The sequence below is a fragment of the Actomonas aquatica genome (assembly GCF_019679435.2).
GTDB classification, from domain to species: Bacteria; Verrucomicrobiota; Verrucomicrobiia; order Opitutales; family Opitutaceae; genus Actomonas; species Actomonas aquatica.
The window spans coordinates 912,225-929,030 of sequence record NZ_CP139781.1 but is presented as its reverse complement, the minus strand read 5'-3'; the positions used below and the strand labels follow the sequence as shown (position 1 = coordinate 929,030).

Annotated in this window: 14 protein-coding genes; all 14 read right to left on the bottom strand. The window is 60.8% G+C overall.

The window, feature by feature from the left end; translation table 11 throughout:
- Positions 1-38: 38 nt before the first annotated feature.
- Positions 39-1,403, bottom strand: coding sequence for an O-antigen ligase family protein (locus K1X11_RS03580; protein WP_324726079.1), 1,365 nt, complete (start codon positions 1,401-1,403; stop codon positions 39-41).
- Positions 1,404-1,521: 118 nt separating this feature from the next.
- Positions 1,522-2,679, bottom strand: coding sequence for a glycosyltransferase family 4 protein (locus K1X11_RS03575; protein WP_221033261.1), 1,158 nt, complete (start codon positions 2,677-2,679; stop codon positions 1,522-1,524).
- Positions 2,676-4,199, bottom strand: a complete 1,524-nt coding sequence (locus K1X11_RS03570) for a hypothetical protein (RefSeq protein ID WP_221033262.1) — start codon at positions 4,197-4,199, stop codon at positions 2,676-2,678. Before K1X11_RS03570 ends, K1X11_RS03575 begins: the two co-directional genes overlap by 4 nt.
- 98 nt (positions 4,200-4,297) lie before the next feature.
- A complete protein-coding gene (locus K1X11_RS03565; RefSeq protein WP_221033263.1) occupies positions 4,298-5,620 on the bottom strand; it encodes a glycosyltransferase family protein in 1,323 nt (440 codons plus the stop codon).
- Positions 5,621-5,630: 10 nt separating this feature from the next.
- Positions 5,631-6,629: a class I SAM-dependent methyltransferase gene (locus tag K1X11_RS03560; protein ID WP_221033264.1), complete on the bottom strand. Its 999-nt coding sequence runs from the start codon at positions 6,627-6,629 to the stop codon at positions 5,631-5,633.
- A gap of 5 nt (positions 6,630-6,634) precedes the next feature.
- Positions 6,635-7,675, bottom strand: coding sequence for a glycosyltransferase (locus tag K1X11_RS03555; RefSeq protein ID WP_221033265.1), 1,041 nt, complete (start codon positions 7,673-7,675; stop codon positions 6,635-6,637).
- Between the two features lie 3 nt (positions 7,676-7,678).
- Positions 7,679-8,896, bottom strand: a complete 1,218-nt coding sequence (locus K1X11_RS03550) for a glycosyltransferase (RefSeq protein ID WP_221033266.1) — start codon at positions 8,894-8,896, stop codon at positions 7,679-7,681.
- Positions 8,897-8,907: 11 nt separating this feature from the next.
- On the bottom strand, positions 8,908-9,876 hold the full coding sequence (locus K1X11_RS03545) for a glycosyltransferase family 2 protein (protein ID WP_221033267.1): 969 nt from the start codon (positions 9,874-9,876) through the stop codon (positions 8,908-8,910).
- 9 nt (positions 9,877-9,885) lie between these two features.
- Complete coding sequence (locus tag K1X11_RS03540; RefSeq protein ID WP_221033268.1) at positions 9,886-10,719, bottom strand: glycosyltransferase family protein; 834 nt, start codon at positions 10,717-10,719, stop codon at positions 9,886-9,888.
- The gene (locus K1X11_RS03535; RefSeq protein WP_221033269.1) at positions 10,716-11,696 is read right to left on the bottom strand and encodes a glycosyltransferase family 2 protein; all 981 of its coding nucleotides are present in this window, start codon (positions 11,694-11,696) and stop codon (positions 10,716-10,718) included. Before K1X11_RS03535 ends, K1X11_RS03540 begins: the two co-directional genes overlap by 4 nt.
- A 1-nt stretch (position 11,697) precedes the next feature.
- On the bottom strand, positions 11,698-13,020 hold the full coding sequence (locus tag K1X11_RS03530; protein WP_221033270.1) for a glycosyltransferase family 4 protein: 1,323 nt from the start codon (positions 13,018-13,020) through the stop codon (positions 11,698-11,700).
- Complete coding sequence (locus K1X11_RS03525; RefSeq protein ID WP_221033271.1) at positions 13,017-14,639, bottom strand: glycosyltransferase family protein; 1,623 nt, start codon at positions 14,637-14,639, stop codon at positions 13,017-13,019. The genes K1X11_RS03530 and K1X11_RS03525 overlap by 4 nt, the downstream gene beginning before the upstream one ends.
- Before the next feature lie 58 nt (positions 14,640-14,697).
- On the bottom strand, positions 14,698-15,903 hold the full coding sequence (locus K1X11_RS03520; RefSeq protein ID WP_221033272.1) for a glycosyltransferase: 1,206 nt from the start codon (positions 15,901-15,903) through the stop codon (positions 14,698-14,700).
- Positions 15,904-15,925: 22 nt separating this feature from the next.
- Positions 15,926-16,801 carry a sulfotransferase domain-containing protein gene (locus tag K1X11_RS03515; protein WP_221033273.1) on the bottom strand — a complete coding sequence of 292 codons (876 nt, stop codon included), beginning with the start codon at positions 16,799-16,801 and terminating at the stop codon, positions 15,926-15,928.
- Positions 16,802-16,806: the final 5 nt, after the last annotated feature.

The window sequence follows — 16,806 nt, the reverse complement described above, 5'->3', positions numbered from 1 at the left end:
GTGCTTGTCAGGCACACGTTTCAGCGAAACGCGCGGGATCAGGAGGCATGGAACTGACGGCGATGCCGGTGGTGGACCGGGCTGAGGAGGGCAAGTCGACATCCTCCATAGAGCAAGGAGGCAAAGAGCAGGATCACCGCCGGATTCTGCAAAGGGAACTCCACCAACGCCAGACCGAGGACGAGCACGCATCCCACGCGAGTGAAGACAGCCACTTGGTCCGAGTTGAGACGACGGCGCACCCAAACCAGCGGCGTGAGAAACGTGACCAGAGAAAGCCCCAAGCCCACCAGGCCTGTTTCGGCCGCGGTCTGCAACCAGTCGGAGTGCGTATTCCGGTAAACTTGCATACGCCCATCGTCTCCCCGGGGAACGGTGGAGTATCGCTTGTGCACGAGGTAGAAGCTCTGCAGTCCCCAGCCAGCGACCGGTTTGTCGCCAATCATCCGCAGGGTGTCGGCATAAACTAACTCACGCCCCTTGAGATAACGTTTGTTGGTCGGATCGGTCACGAACTGTTTATGGGTCTCTCGCAAACGCTGCATGATCACGCGTTCAGCCACAATGAAGGACGCGAAGCCAACCGCAGCGAGCAGCGTCAGCAGTAGCACCGAGGTTTGGGGAGTAAGCCGCTTCCGTCGATGCAGCCGCCAAGCAAAGTGTCCAGTGGAGAATAAGAGGATTACCGCCGCCAGTGCGGTGCAGGAACGCGAAGAGCTCACCGGGATGGCGATGAGCACCAATATTGCCCCCACGATTGAAAGCATGCCGGGAGAGTGAGTGAACCCGCGGGGGGCTCGTTCTTCGTATATCCAGAGGGAAAGGCCGACCAGCAATGCGACATTCATGAGGGCATACGCTCCCCAGTGGTTGTGGTAAATAAACGTGCCGAAGAATTGAGGATTCGGAGACGAGATGAACCAAAGAATCCCCTCGGCCTCGCTCAGTTTTTGCAGGGTGCCAATCACGGCGATGAGCATGGTGTTGAGTCCTATCACCCCAAACAGCTGTTTGATTGGCTCTCGCCGTTCTGTATTGAGCGCCAGATTGAACGCGGAGAGGAAGATTCCCAAGAGGAGGAGCAGTTCGCGTCGGGTCTCGGCCGGCACCGCTGAGCTGGGCAACCACCCGATCGGTTCTGTCGGACGGTAGACCAACTGCTCATAGTAGCTGATGACCGTAAAGCTGGGATTGAAGCTTCCCACCAGCACCCACAGGGCGAGCAAAAGTCCGGGAAGCAGCCAGAGCAGTGGCCACAGCACAGGACGCCCCAAATTTCGACGGCGCACAAAGCCCCAGACTGTGAGGGCCGCACCGCCGACCGTTCCCCACAGCACCATCGGCAGCCACATCCAAGTCGTGGCACCGCCCAGCAACCAAGCGGTAAGGACGTGGAAAATCACCAGATGCCAAAAGGTATATCGCTCCAATCGGTCGCGTTGCGGTACTGCGGTAGGGGGACTCTCTGAATTCAAGGGACGGCCGTAGGTGTTTGAGTGATACGTTTCTGGCAGCGGTTGATCATAGCACCTCGGCCAGCATCTTGCGAAGTGCCGTTCCCGCGGTCTCGTAGCTGTAGGCTTGAATATGGGCAGCCGCGCTGGCCCGAAGCTCGTCGCGACGAGTTCGAATCGCAGCGTTCGCCTCGAGTAGGGATTGTGTAAGCGCGTCCCGGTTGCCCGCCGGAAACTGCCATCCGGTCTTGCCCGGTATCACCAGATCTGCCGCACAGCCGACATGGTCGCTCACGAGGGCCGGGGTTCCGCAGGCCATCGCTTCGTTCACAATCAAACCCCAGGTTTCACCAGACCCCTGGCTGGGCAATACAACGCAATCCGCGGCCCTGAGTGCTGCGGGCATTTCACTCTGATTGTGAAAAGGCAGGACTTTTATGCGGCCGTCCGATTCCGAGGTAGCTCGCAACAACCTTGGTTTCATCTCGCCATCGCCGAGAAAACCCAACTGGGCATCTGAAAGCGCGGACTGCTTGAATGACTGTAGCAAGAGGTCAGGCCGTTTCTTCTGTTCAAACTTACCGACGAACAGAAAAAGTGGCTTCACGGCGTCGAAGCCGTGAGCCCGCCGCCAAGCCGCAGCCTCTTCCAAGGTCGCCGCAGCGAACCGGGCGTTGTCGATGCAATGCGGCACGTCAAACAAACGATTCTCCGGGACACCATGAGCGCGGTAAAATGCGCGGTTGGCTGATCCGACGCAGGCGAAGGAACGGAACCGGGTGAACAGAGTGCGCAGCACGAGAGTTCGCACTCGATTGGGACGGGGCCGCCCCAAAAGGTGAGTGTCACCACGCAGGATAAGCGGGGATTGCCGCCACTGCAGCGCGAGATTCAGTAGCGATCGCCAGCCGTAACCAAAAACAAGCACGATCTGCGGCGACCAAGCTCCCAGCTGCTGGGCTAAGGTGGGGTTGTGCAACCCGCCAAAGTGGTGCGTTCCCGGGTTCTTCGCCCGGTTGGGCACGAACTCATGCTGATACCCATTAAGGAGATCCAAATCCCAACGCACTGAACGAGAGAACTTGGGGTCCGGGTGTGCTTTAACTCCGAAGTCCCACAGGTAAAACACGCGCAGCTCCAATTGCTCCTGGCGCGAAAGATACGAGAACCAAGGCGCATAATACTGCGTGGGGTGCGACGAGACGATCGCCAGTCTGGTGCTCATGTTTTCTTAGGCGGGGATGAGTCCGTGGACGAAGAATCATCCGGAATGCCATGTTCCTGATTGTTGAAATCTTCCGAATCGTTCGACGCACCCGCGCCTGGACCAGAAGTCACCACCGTGCGCCGGTCGACCAGCAGATAGGAGGCGGCCGCAACTGCCACCAGTAGCTGGAACGTGGAGGTGACAAAAACACTCGCGACCATTTCGAATGAGGTGCCGATCTGGACCGCAAACGAGAGAATCAGAAACGATTGCAGCGACTTCAGCGCAAAGACACGCGACCAAGCTTCGACACGTCCTAAGAGAAATCCGAGTGCGACGCCGAGGATCGCCGCGCCCCAAATCGGCCCGAAATTTCCATAGGCTTCGGCCAGCAAGCCCCATGCGATGTAGGTTCGCATCGTCTGTTCAAGGGTCTGGCGGCCGAAATGGACGTTCAGCAGCTCCTGCCCGGCATGGGCCCTCGGCTTGTCCGGCCAAAAGAGCCGGGGAATCAGCAATTTCGGAATGAGGGAATAGGTCTGCCCTCCGAGTAACGGGTAGCTTTCGCGTTGCACGGCCTGTTCCACAAACATTAGAATCGATAGGTTGTTGACCCGATCGTAAAGAATCTGTCCCTTTTTCTCTTGTTCCCGCCGATGCTGCTCCGGTGAAACGAGTGCGGTGTAGCTCCGTGTAGCCCATTCCATGTAGCGGTCGGGAAGGTCTTTCAGCGATTGATTCGTGGAATTTGTATCCGGATCCCAATACGCTTCGCGCATTTCGAATTTCGTGAGGTTGAAGAACGCGCAAACCAATCCCAGAATCACCATGAGTTTGATCGGTGGACGACGGCTCCCGATGAGGCTGCCCAGACACGTTGCGCTCATCAAACCGGTCGCGGAAGAAATGAGATAACCGGAAATCAAGAGTGCGAACTGAATCCAGAATAAGCCCCAGAACAGCGTCCTCTGGGAAACCGACATCGCGCGGCTACTGACTGTGAATCCACCCAGCAAGCCGCCGCCGAGCGAGAGCGCCTTCGAGGCCATGCTGGTGACCGAACTGACACCGGTGGGAAGAAACTGGAACAATCGGTCGAGCATCCCGGCTGAGAACAGTGCTTCATAGGCGATGGAGGCCGTCAGCAGGATGAAGGAAAGCCGGACGACCCGGCTCGAATCCTGGCCCTCAATCATCCGAAAATTAAGCGATTCATGTCGTTTCGGATCCGGTCGATTGATGCCCCACGACCAGCCCATGGAAACCATCAGGCCATAGACCAAAGCCTCGGTCGCGGCGCTGGAGATGGCGTCTGGAGGAGCATCCGCCAGCACTTCGTTGCGCGTCAGAATCGGGAGGCCAAAAACCGCGACGAGTTGAGCGGCCACAATGAGCACAATCGGGATTCCGGGCTTTTTCGCGCGGAGCCAGACGAACACGATCACCAATCCTCCGCCAAAGATCTTGAGGAGCGCAACCGCGTTCGACGCCTGAGCATAGAGCAAATAGCAGATCAGCCCGAAAACCAGCATGAACATTAGGGTGCGCGCTCGGTTGGCGTAGGACTGAAAACCATACCCGATATCGGCCCCCGTGAGGTTCGCGATATTGGTATTCTCGGGTGGGTGGTGCGGGATCACAGACCCTGGCATAGGCTGTCCAAGAATGACGAAAGCTTTTCGGTCATGCTCCGATCGGTGTAGGGGGAAAATGCGGTCCAGTCCGTTGCGGGGATGCGTTGACGATCCTCTGACTCCATCCACTGCTGAGACACTTGGCGAGCGATCTCATCCGTCGAGGACCGCGCATTGAATTGTATGCCCAAGCCGCCTCCCGTGCGCTGCAAAATGTCGTGCACGGAACTTTCCCGGTGGAACAAGGCGAGCAGCGGTTTGCGCGCAAGGATGCACGGATAGATCTTGGAGGCGGAGTAACCTGGGTCGTTCGAGCCAGGCAGGATCAGCGCGTCGGCGTCGACCATGCAACGCAATGCCGAGCCGTAGGGAATGCGGACCGATACTTCCTGGACCCAGTCGCCCACACCTTCTTCTACCGCGATGGGTCGGATCGTTGCCACGGTCTTCTCGGCCGGCGCATAGTTGGTGCCGAGAAAATGCCAGCGAACGCGGTCGAGGTCCGGTTGCCGTTGTTTGGCTTGGCGGAAGGCGCGGAACAAAGCGCGAACCGCGAAGGACATGTCACTGCCGCCTCGCCCCACATAGACCCAGTGCTCAAAACCGTCGTGAGGGTCGAAGAACGGCTGTGCTGGACCGAGGTTTTGTAGCGCTTCGAAGTCCGACATCGCGCCGCCAAACGGCAGCACCAACCAAGCTTTGTCTTCGACCCAAGGCATCCGTTGAGACAGCATCGTGCGATAGGCGGGGGAGACCGCAGTGATGCCGTTCATCGCCCTGAGCACGCGCGGTTCCTGTCGTCGTGCGATCGCCTGGGTAAAGCGAAATTTCAGCGCTCCTCCGGGTTTTGGCACCTGCGGGTTTTCATTGTAGTAGGTATTCACCCACGGGTCTTGGTAGTCCATCGCGAGGGCCAGGCACGGAAATCTTCGCCGCAATTCGGGGGCGATCGAATGGACGATGAATTGGGTCGTGCTGAAATATACGCAGCAGCCAGTGCCGTCGCCGCTATCCCGCAGGAGGTCGAGCAGTTCTTTTCGGAGCGAGCGCAGCGTTCGTATGCCGAGTGTGCCGAGCCCGGGCAGCCGGGCCCACCGAAGATCAAACCCACCCACCCGATGCACTGGAACGGACGAGGGAAGTATTTCAGCCAGAAACTCGTCGCGTGGCGCATTGACCAACCGCGGGTCGACGCAGACGACTTCGGCCGCCCAACCCAAATCGGACCAATACGGCAAGCTCTGGCGCACCCGGTGCATGTCGGCCGCATTGATCGGCGGAAAATGCGGTGAGACCAGAATGAGTCTGCGTTGGGGAGACGACACAGTGGCGGCTTCAGGCTGGCTTGCGCGCGGCGAGTGCGAAGGCCCCGCCGCGGCTCATCCACCCCAGATTGGGCAGATGCTTGAGCGCAAAGCCAATGGCGAGGAAGCCCATGATGACGGCCCGCACTTTCCGCGACTGAAGTCGGTAAACCGCGGCGCTGAGGGACCGGGGGCTGCTGGCGGCCCGCTGCATGATGAGCAGATGCAGGCGCTTGAGCACGAGTCCCGGCCGACCGGGTTCGACGGTTGGTGCCGCGGGCATCAAGCCAAGCTCCTTCAGCACGGCGGCCAAACTCGAAGGCGTCCAGCGGTTGACGTGGTTGGGCGGCATGTCGGGGCTGCCCAGTCGTCTTTCCTGTTCCGTCATCATTTCTCCGTCGGGGACGGTGATGAAAAGCCATCCGCCGGGTTCCAGCATGGCGGCGGCGTCCTGGAGAATCGGTCTGAAGGGCGCCAGGTGCTCCAGCACCTGGAAGAGCGTGATCACCTTGAAACGACCTTGCTGCTTCGCGCTCGCGCTGGAGGGATGGACCGTGACCTCGCGCTGTTCGAGATGAGTTCGCATGGTCGGGCTGGATTCAATGGCGTGCGGCTCCCAACCGGCGGGAAGTTTGGCCAGAAACGCGCCGAAGCCGGCGCCGATATCCAACACCCTGCCAGGCGTATCCAGGAAGGCCTGACACTGGCGCGCTTCCTCGTAGTCCCAGCGATCCGCGGGGTAGCCGGCCTGTTCGTGCAGGGTTTGATAGAACTGCTCGTTTCCACCCACGTGGGGAAAAGCGAAACCGAAACCGCAGCCGGGACAGGTATGGATCGAAGCATGACCATCCGGCCACAGGCTGGAAATCGCTTCCCGAAGACGTAGGTGGCGACCCTCATCGCGAGTCGGGGGACAGAAATACGCCGCCGCCTCCTCGCAGCGATAGCGACGGATGCGGTGGGCGGCGCAATCGGTTTGGCAGCAGGGACACGGAACGCTGGAGCGGTCGGGGGTGTTGTTTGGGTTCATGACGATCAGCTGGCGGAGTTTTCGATGACCCGGGAATACAAATTCAAATACTGTTGTGCCACGACGGATACGCTGAAGCGGGCTTCCACATCCGCCCGGCACTGCGCACGATTGAGTGCCGAAATCCGGTCGACTGCCTTGGCGCCTTCGTCGACCGATCCGACGAGAAATCCATTGGTGCCAGGGCGGACAATCTCCAGCGCAGATCCCCGCGGTGAGGAAATGATCGGGGTTCCGCAGGCCAGCGCCTCGGCGAACACGATGCCAAACGGTTCATCCCATTCGATCGGAACGACCATCGCCGCGGCCCCGCCGAGCAAGGCGTTCTTTTGCGCGTCATCCACGGGACCGATGTAGTCGATCTTGCCGGGTTCCAGCAAAGGGCCGATCTCCTGCTGCCAATAACGCTTTCCCTCCAATGAATCCACGCGGTTGCCGGCGATGATCAGTCGACGCTTGCTGGCCATGGCGATGGCAATAGCGGTGTGGGTGCCCTTGATGCGTTCGATGCGGCTCAGAAAGACCAGAGGAGCATCCTCGGGCACTTTCGGGACGAAGGAGAATCGGTCCGGATCAATGAAGTTGGGGATGGCGTTCCATTCACCGCGACTACCGCGTCCGGCGGCCGCAATGTGTTCACTGCAGCCCGTGAACTTCAATCGGTGGCCGTGAAGGCGGTGCGACCAAGCGACCGTGCGTCCGGTCGGCGCTCGTTGATAACTCATGATGCGAGGGACAGAACTGGGGAGAAGCGGCAGCAGCCACAGCAGGCGGGAAAAACTGTGCACGACATCGGGTCGGAAACGGCCGACTGCTTTTCGGAGAGCCAGCCCGTTTTTCCAATGGTCCATGACTCGGGTGCTTGAAAGCGTCGGCCACGGGAAGAATGCATCGTTCGGCACGGTGGATTCGCGATGGGCAACGAGCGCCACTTGGTGACCGCGGCGGCGGAATTCCTGCACGAGCGAAGCGATGATTCGTTCGATGCCACCATAGAGCCTGGGGGGGACCGGAAGTTCGGCGTCGGCGGTCAGCAGAATGCGCATGAGTTAGGTAGCGAGAGCCCGCGCGGCGAGCGCGGCGTAGTGATCGAGTTGGCGGGCTTGGTCGAAGTTTGCCGCGGCGGCGAGCGCGGCGGAACGCGCATTTCCAAGTTGAGTCGCGTCGCTGATGAGACGGTTGATCGCGGTGGCCAGTGCGGACGGGTCATTGATAGGCACGACGAATCCGGCCTCGGGCACTTGCTCCAGAATCTCACGGTGACCGGTGGTGGCACTGGCGATGATGGCCAGGCCGGAGTGCAGATACTGGAACAGCTTGTTGGAAACAGTCAGGTCGTTGTTGCGCGAAGTGGATGGTTCGAGCGCAAGACCGACATCGAATCTGGCGGTGGACTCGGTCAATTCACCTGGGCTAACGGTGGGTAGAAACTCAACGTGATCGCGAAGGCCTTCGGGGAGAGTTGAAAGCAGGTGCTGACCATGGCGCTGAGGATCTTCCCCGCGAAGGTGCAGTGTCCAATCACCGGATACGTCCGGCAAGGCCGAAAACAGATTCTCCAGACCACGTCCGGGACCGATGGTCTGGGAAAACCAGTGAAGGCGCGCCGGTCCCGATTCGCGAGGTGACGTCGCGTGATGTTCGGAGCTGATCGTGTTGTAGATCACCGATGGAGCTGAACCACCGTAGGCGCGTTGCATGGCGTTCGCGACCGCGAGGGAGGGCGCGGTCAGATAGACGCACGTTCGCAAGGCGGCGGCCTCCAATTCTTCCAGCCACGCGACGGGACGATGGCGACGTTTGTCTGCGGGAAGGTCCTGCGAGAACCAATCCTCAAAATCCACCCCGACCCGGTGGCCCTCCGCCCGCAGTTTGTTGATAGCCCAGAGCGATCCTTCGGAATGAGCAATCGTGAGATCCGCGCGCTCTTTTCGCGCGTGGCGAAGGAGCGCGGGCACGCCGTAGCCCAACAGTGGGGAAAACTTCGCGCGAGTGCGTAGAAACAGTTCGCGCGCCGCACGACACTGCAGTCGATAGAACCACCACCGGAGAGCTCGTATCCCGGAGCCCGGCCGATGATCGGCGAAGGGGCGGAAGCACCAGGGGCGATTCTGCATCAACGCGCGATCGCGTTCGATCAGCTGCGGATCCCACCATTGCCCATGCACCGTCACGTCATGACCGGCCGCGGCGAGCGCGTCTGCCTCCTTCCGCCCTCGGGGTGCGGTGCAAAGATGGCGGGCAATGTAGATGGCGACGCGGGCCATGGGCGAATAAACTAGGCGACGGCCGCGGGATGGCGCCATTGATCCGTCAGCCGCTGGATTCGGCGCGCGATCCTCCACCCGGTGAGTTTGGCCAGTTTCTTAAAGCGGGGTGGGCCGGACGGGGGCAGATCGCTCCCGCCGAGTTTTTCAATTTGCCGCTCCATTTCGCGGCACAGGTCGGGGTGCTCCGGGTAGTAGGTATAAATGAAGCCCTGCAAAATATTGGCCGCGGACCGCCGACTCGCCGCATCGTCGCGGCGCGCGAGCAATGAATGGGTTCCCTGTTGCAGCGCGTTGAAGGCGGATTCAACGGCGGTGCGAGAGCGGCGGCCGGAGAGACTGCCGTGGATGCCAGATCGATAGAGCAGGGTGGCCTCGGGGCAGAAAAGCACCTGCTCCGCGTTGGCGAGCACCCGGGCGAAGAATTCGAAATCGTCAATCAGGGTCAGCTCTTCGTTCCAGGGACCTACGGACTCCCACAAAGCGCGGGGAAGCAGAAAGATTCCTGGTTGCATCATCGGTTCGCCGTGGTGCCAGGCCTCCACCAACCAATCCGTCCCGGCCATGTCTCGCCATACCGACTCAGGGTTGAGTTTTAGCGTTTCGGGTCGGTAACCTTGGAATCGCCCCCACTGCGCACTGGCCATCTTGTCGGTTGATGCGCCCAGTCGCTTCACTTGGCTGGCGATCATATCCGGTGACATGAGATCATCGGCATCGAAGAATTTGATGAAATCCCCGGTGGCGGCCGCCGCAGCCCGGTTGCGGGCACGGGTGGCACTGCCGAGCACCTCAGTGATGACGATGATCCCTCGCTCGGTGTATCGATCGAGCACCGCTGCCGATTCGTCGGTGGATCCGTCGTTGACCACGATGATCTCCAGATTGGGCCATGTCTGGGCGAGAACCGAATCCAATGCTTCCCCGATATACGGGCCAGCATTGTGGCAAGGAATGCAGATGGAGACCAAGCTATGCATCGCGGCAAATTAAGCCGGGCGCTTTCCTTTTGGCAGGGGCCAAAGACCGATCCGGTGAAGCAACAGCCGCAGCCAGCGAGTGGCCAGGCGGCGGTAAAAACGCAGACCAAAACCCGCCGCTTCAAGCAAGTTGGGGTGTTCCAGCGAGGGCACCAATCCGACCCGCGGCAACCAGACTCGCGGGCCCTTGTTGGCATCCACTTGGTCCGCCAGGATCCGGGTGGAATCGCGGCCGTGCAGGAGGTGGATATTGTGGGCGAGAAAGTTCGGCTTGTAGGTGTAGAACTGCCACTCGTTGGGAATGGGAGCGAGCCGCACTTGGCTGTAGAAGGCAGCCTGCCGCATGCTCCGTTGGTCCCAGGCCCCGCGCATGCCTTGGTCCTTTTCAATTTCGGCGTAGGCCGAGCTCCACGCGTCAAAGAACTCGGCACTTTTTGCGCATCGTCTCCAAGCCACGATTCCCGCAGAGGGTTCGAAGAAACACGGGGGCACCCCGGGAAGGGCGTAGTGATTCCCGCCTTCGGTGAATTGGAAGGCGACGTCGAAGGTGTCGAGCAACTGAAAGATTCCCTTGAGGCTTCGAATCGGCAGGGTGTCGGAGTCCAGGAAAATGGTTCGGTCGTAGCGACTCTCCCGCATGCGAATTTTGTTACTGTAGTCGAAGTCGACCAAGTCGACCCGCACTTCATCAAAGTATTTTGCAGCCTCCGGACTCGGCGCCCGGTCACTGATCAATGTTACGGGCAGGTCGTGCAGCGCTTTCAACTGCGCCGCGGACCGTTCCGCTTCGCGGACGTATTTTTCGCCGGAAACCACATAGATGAATCCACATTGAGCATTCATGGTGAGGCGGAGGGGGACGTTTGCTTGTCCAACGATGAACGGAGGTGAGGTTTAAAACGGCGGATGAAGCCTTCCCGAAGTCGGAAGGCTCTTTCAGGGCCGATCAGTTGGCACAAAATGGCGAAAGTGCGATTGATTGCGTCGGGAGGTTTTGGATACACCGACCTTCCCAGTGCAATCGCGGCGTCCGCCTCGTCCCACTTGCCGTGCATCGCCAGAATACCGGCGGCGTGCCACGTCCGGCTCGCAATCGCCGCGCCGTGTGACTTGCCGACTTGGGGAATCAATCGACGCATCACTTCTACGTGCGCCTGGATGCACCGCAGTTGGTTGCTGCCGGACATCGAACCGCCGACGCGGTAATTGATGATCGAGACCGCCGACTCGGCATCAAAATTTAATCCCGCCACAGCCAATTTGCAGTGAAACGCGACATCCTCGTTGAACAGGATCTCGGGGGCGGTGTCGTAGCCGCCTACGCCTGCAACGCGGTCCCGCCGATACAATCCGCAGAACGGATTGATTTGTTCCCGGATGGCGTAATCGACCGCATCGTGGCGCAGCGCGTCCGCTTCGAAGTAACGGGTGGCGAGGAGGGTTTGGTTCTCGTTGTCGCGATATTCGTAGGCGAACAGCACAACATCGGGGCAATCCGCGCCACGGGCCATCCACGCGTGGGCCAACTGGGTGAAATTTGGCAGGAGCTCGTCGTCGGCGTCGTGGAAATGTATCCACTCGGATGTCGCGACGTTGAGCAGGGCGTTCTTTCCCGCACTGCAGCCCACGTTGACCTTTCCATCGACGACGGTGGCACCGTGGGCCTGAGCCACCTCGGCGGTGTTGTCCGGACTGCAGTCGTTGTAGACGAGGATCTCGTCGAAAGGGATTCCCTGGCGCGCCGCCGATCCGAGCAGCCGGGGAAGACACCATGCGGCGCGGTAGGCGGGAATACAAAGAGCAAGGGTGGGGCGGGACATGCTAGTCGCGGAATTTGGACCGCAGTCGCCCGGTCAGGTAGTGGACAATCTGGCGAATCGATATTCGGTCCAAGCCGTGGTGATCGGCAGCCTCCGATTCGCGGGGAAAAAACATCCCATCGTAGAGCGAGGGCGATCGAGAAGGACGCGAGGACTGTGCGGTGGCCAACAGTTGTTCGGCGTGGGCGCGGGCGCTTACTGCCGGCGCCAGGGTATCCAGGATTCTCTTACGAGCCCTGGCCGAGATGGCTGTCCGCTCCTCCGCCCGCAGGGCCAGGACACGCCGAATGCACGCGGCGAGCTCCTCATCGTCGCCGTGATCGAACAGAAATCCGTCGACCCCATGGGTGATGAGATCGCTGGCACCGGCTCCGCGGGAACAGATTACAATCGCTCCCTGCGCCATGGCCTCGGCGGCGCCAAGGTTGAAGACATCCCAAGCGGAGGGCACGACGACAAACGCGGCCGCTGATTGATGGAGGCTGATCTCCGCCGGTGGCACGGGTGGGTGCGGTCGAATCCTTGCCCCCCATATCCGCGGGAATTCCCGGGCAAGGTAGTCGCCGTGGCTCCCGCCGCTCGCCTCCTCGGTATCACGGCCGAACCAGTCGATGACCGGGGCTTCGGCGCCAAGGCGTGCCAGTGCCCGGCAAAGTGTTGCCGGATCCTTCCAGCGCTGGATGCGGCCCGCCACCAAGCCGTGTGCGCTCGGTGGAAGAGGGTCCGGTAGCGAGTTGGTGTGAAGTGGCGGTGGGGTATACAGCACCTCTTGCCGCAAAATTTCGGACCACAGCTTCTGGTTGGCGAGGCTGCAGGTCGCGCGACCGGCGGCATGGGGTAACAGGCTGCGTTCGGCCATTGCGGCGAGATTTTCGCTGAGACCAAACGACGGCCGCGGATCGTGTGCATTGATTTGGCCTATACTGCCATGCAAGCGCACGAGGGTGGGTGGCGTCGGTTCCCGGGAGACGATCCAAGGCACGAAAGGCAGGCCCCAATCGGTGCACTCAACGACATCAAAATTCCGGCCGGCGTCGGCCTGTTCCCAAGCCGCCCAGGCCGCGCCAAGGTGTGCGCAGAAATCGGGAGCCAGATCGAACTGCGGAAAGCGACGCGCCAGTGCGCGTGTCCGATTCGAGTCGAGCGGAACGACCCGCACGCCATCTGCCTCGCCGGCGTCCGGCCCTGGTGCATTCGCGGAGCCTGCCACGACGGTGACTTGCCAACCGAGATCGACCAGGGCCGGTGCGAGCACGCCGTAGTAGCTGCCGATTCCTCCGCCAAAGGCGGGCGGATATTCCGGGGTAATGAGCAGAAGCCTCATGCTGGTGGTGCCAAATCGACCGAAGTGGCGGTTAGGATCATCCAGAACGATGCGGACAGGTGAGAATCGCCCAGCACCTCCAACCACGGGACATCTGGTTTCGGCTGAACATAGGCGCGGATGATGCGATGGGGGGTGGTCGGATCGTGTGCTTTGCAGTCGCCCATCAGGCTATTGAACTCTCGAACGATTGTCGCCGGATGGCCGTAGGTGGCCCACGAAATGATCTGATGTGAGCTCGCCCGGCTTGCCGACCACAGCGGCGAGAGGGGCCCGGTTGCCACGATGACTCGCGGAGTATCCGGCTCAAGGCGAGTGGCTCCGCGGGCAGCCGGCAGCAAGCGGCTCAACTCGGGCAATACACGACCGACCACCTTGATGTCCGATCCTAGTGGCAATATCGAGATCCATGCTGCCTGCACGGATTCGGGAACATCTAGGTTGGCCGGCTCATCGTGTTGAGCATTTGGCGTTGCTGAAACCGCTGAAACCGGAAGGCAGGCGCTCTCATCAAATTTCCAGCTTTGATAGGTGGGTTTCGCCCGCCAAGTGGCGCGGGCGGCAGAAAGAGCGGATGTAAGGGAAGCGTTGATACGCTCAATTCGCCGGCGCCAGCGGTAGGGCAATACGGTGGGCACGGGCAGTTTGTTTGGTTTCGGCGCGGGTCGTGCGGTCGGAGCATGGCGGCCGACAAACTCCGCGAACCGTTCCCACAGGCGCTCGGTGGTATAGTCCCGGTCGTAGCGAAGACGGGCGGCCGCGGCCATTCGCATGGCGCGTTCCGGTTCCGCGAGAAGTTGGCGAATCTGCCGGATGCCGTCTTCGATTTGGGAGAAAGCCAGAATCTCCGTCCCGATTTCAAACGCTTGGCCAACGTAGGGCAGGCTGTCGCAAACCTGGGCCACACCTTGGCGGGCGAGGTCAAACAGCCGTTGGTTCACCGGGCCGATGGTGCGATGCACGTTCCAGCCCATTCGGGCTCGTTGATAGAATCCCTCGATTTCCGCCGTCGTTACGTAACCACGGTCCCATCCCCGACCGACGCAGATGGCGTCGGGGAACTCCGTGGACAAACGTTCCAAGCGCATGCGGCGGTAGTCGCTGTAGCCACTCAACCCGCCGGCAAAGAACAGTCCGATGTCGCGCGCGGCATTCGTCAGGTCTGGGGCGGGCGCAGTGAAGATCGGTTGCCAGGCGGTGACCGGGAAGTGGCGACGGAACAATGAACCCGAGGCGAGGTTACCATGCAGCCCGAGGTCGAAGGCGTCGGCGGCGGGAGCGACCAAATCCGGGTAATCTTCGGGATCGTCGAAACAGGTGAATACGGTGGTGCAGGGCAGGGTGCTGACGAACTCAGGGTGCAGCATCGCCCCGCTGTAGTTCCAGAGCACATCAACCCCCTCGGCGATCTCACGAACATGCCGATAGAGGCTCAGCAATTCGCGGTCGCGGAAGCGCCAGCGTTCATCGAGCTCCTGCCAACTGATGCGGCCTTCCAATCCCGGCAGAACCAGCGGCAGTGGCACCACCTTCAGCGGAGCGGGAGCACGATTGGCAATGGCGGAATACCAATCCGCGCCGTGCTCCGCATAGCATAAATGGGCCAGCGCGATCTTCATGTTTCAGTTTCAGGTCCGGTCATTTGCGGATCGGACGACCACGTCAAAGGTGCCCGGTTCATTGCGCCATCAGGTGGTTCGCCAAATCCATGTATTCTCGGACGACCGTCGCGGCGTCGAACACGGTCTCGGCGCGTCTGCGGGCGGCAGCGCGCCAAGCGCCGTGCGCGCCGGCGCCGTGCTGAAAGTGGGCGAGCGCGGCGGACAGCGAGTGCTGATCCACGCGATCCAGGATCAACCCGGAAACGCCGTGTTCGATCACCTCCGCTGCGCCCGATTCGGGAGTGGCGATTACCGGGGTTCCGCAGGCCAGACTCTCGTTCACCATGTTTGGCAAATTGTCTTGTTGGGACAAATGCAGAAACACGTCACAGGCAGAGTAGAAGGTGGCCAGCAGAACGTCCGAATTGATCGTGCCGAGGTGGAGGTAATCGGATGAACGCCGGAGCGGCAATGGCCGCGAGCCGATGCTGAGCAAGGTCGCTTCCGCGGCTAAACCTGAATCGAACGCGGCGGTCAGCACAGGGCCTCCCTTACGAACATCGCCGGGGTTCATTGCGCCAAACCCAACGACAAAGGCCGAGGGTTCGATCCCGAGTGCGACCCGCGCCGCGCTGGTTGAAACGGGCTTTAAAACGTCGAGATCCAGCGTGTAGCGCACGGTGGTCACCCGGTTGGATGGCCAACCGCTAGTCACAGCATGTTGGCGAAGCCAGTTCGACGGCGTGACGGCGTGCAGGTGGGGATGCGTCCGCAGCATCGCCGTTTTCTCCGCGTGGGCCTGCGGAATCAACGAAGGCGCGAGCGCCGGATACTCTGTCGGCGTGGGGCAGTCATGGCCACAGTTGGTTTGATACCGAACACAATCACCGTTGTAGGCACAGCGGCCGGTGAACGACCACATGTCGTGCAAGGTCCACAGGATGGGGGCATCCAGCTTCTCGAAGAAATCGAGGCGCAGCCCGTAGCCGTGCAGATTGTGCACACTGATCCAATCGGGCTTTTCCGCATTGATGTCTGCGATGGTGGCGTCGGGCAACGATCGATAGGTGGTCGGCGGCAACAGCCCCACGCGGCGCCGGAGCCGATCCAAGGTCGAGTCGTGACGGGCAAATTCTTGGACGATCGTCGGATCATCGCTTTCTCGGCGCCCCACGACCCGCACGATTTCGTGTCCAGCGGAGGAGAATGCCTTGGCCAGACGGGTGGCGGCAATCGCCGCTCCGCCTCCGAGATGAAAGTCGCTCAGGAAAAGAATCTTCACGTCAATCTTCGCGGGTGGTTGCTCACCGCAGCCAGTGATCCACCGGGCGCTGAAGCAGATTCCCGAGCGCGATCACGTCAGCGCGATAGTAGTCGCTTAGCTCTCGGGCGATGCCTCCGTCGAGCCGCGGGACCCGGCCGCTTTTGTTGACCCGCTGCAACCAGCGGATCAACCGCCCTTTGCCGGGAATCGGGCGCAACGCGGTCCCGGGCTTTTGGAACTGATGGCGCAACGCGTAGCTGAGTCGGGCGGAACGAACGCCTTGGGCTTCGTTCAGGCGGGGCAAGCTGTTGGCTGATAGCTGCAGTCCAAGGAACGCTTCCAGACCTGCGATGATCTTCCCATCGTTGGAGTCTGGCGCATCGAGAAAGATGACGTGAACGCGTTCTTTCGGGAACAGCTCAAGGTAGCGTTTCACCTGGTCGCAATACAGGCCGCTCTCGCGGTAGAGGTAGTTCCAATAATATTGCGGATTGAATTCCCGGAATGCCTCCCGCCGATGCGCTTCGGCGGCGAGCGCCGCCGCGAAGGTTTCGCAGGGTTCGTAGCCCTCCCGTCGCATCCAGTTGTAGAGCGAATAGGCGCGACGAACGGGGTTGCGCAGCATGATGATGATGCGACTTTCCGGGAAGTGCCGCTGGATTTCCTGGGCCGCCCAAGGGGTGCTCAGGTGGCAGGTGGAGGCATCAAGTCGGTAACGGTGGTCTCCCTTGCCGGCAAAAAGATCGAGGTAAGGATCCGGAAACTTGGTTTGGTAGGGCAGGCCCTCGGCGAACGGACTGGGCTCTTTGAAGCGAGGGAGGAAAACCTCGGCCTCCTCGGCCAACATGGCGGCGATTGAAGTCGTTCCGCACTTGGCGGCGCCGACAATGAAAAGATTAGGATTCGCGGGATTCACGGGTA

What these genes read in the sequence shown, in the direction of transcription:
- K1X11_RS03575 (WP_221033261.1), bottom strand. Translation starts at nt 2,679, where the DNA reads ATGAGCACCAGACTGGCGATCGTCTCGTCGCACCCCACGCAGTATTAT.
- K1X11_RS03570 (WP_221033262.1), bottom strand. Translation starts at nt 4,199, where the DNA reads ATGTTCATGCTGGTTTTCGGGCTGATCTGCTATTTGCTCTATGCTCAG.
- K1X11_RS03560 (WP_221033264.1), bottom strand. Translation starts at nt 6,629, where the DNA reads ATGAACCCAAACAACACCCCCGACCGCTCCAGCGTTCCGTGTCCCTGC.
- K1X11_RS03555 (WP_221033265.1), bottom strand. Translation starts at nt 7,675, where the DNA reads ATGCGCATTCTGCTGACCGCCGACGCCGAACTTCCGGTCCCCCCCAGG.
- K1X11_RS03550 (WP_221033266.1), bottom strand. Translation starts at nt 8,896, where the DNA reads ATGGCCCGCGTCGCCATCTACATTGCCCGCCATCTTTGCACCGCACCC.
- K1X11_RS03545 (WP_221033267.1), bottom strand. Translation starts at nt 9,876, where the DNA reads ATGCATAGCTTGGTCTCCATCTGCATTCCTTGCCACAATGCTGGCCCG.
- K1X11_RS03540 (WP_221033268.1), bottom strand. Translation starts at nt 10,719, where the DNA reads ATGAATGCTCAATGTGGATTCATCTATGTGGTTTCCGGCGAAAAATAC.
- K1X11_RS03535 (WP_221033269.1), bottom strand. Translation starts at nt 11,696, where the DNA reads ATGTCCCGCCCCACCCTTGCTCTTTGTATTCCCGCCTACCGCGCCGCA.
- K1X11_RS03530 (WP_221033270.1), bottom strand. Translation starts at nt 13,020, where the DNA reads ATGAGGCTTCTGCTCATTACCCCGGAATATCCGCCCGCCTTTGGCGGA.
- K1X11_RS03525 (WP_221033271.1), bottom strand. Translation starts at nt 14,639, where the DNA reads ATGAAGATCGCGCTGGCCCATTTATGCTATGCGGAGCACGGCGCGGAT.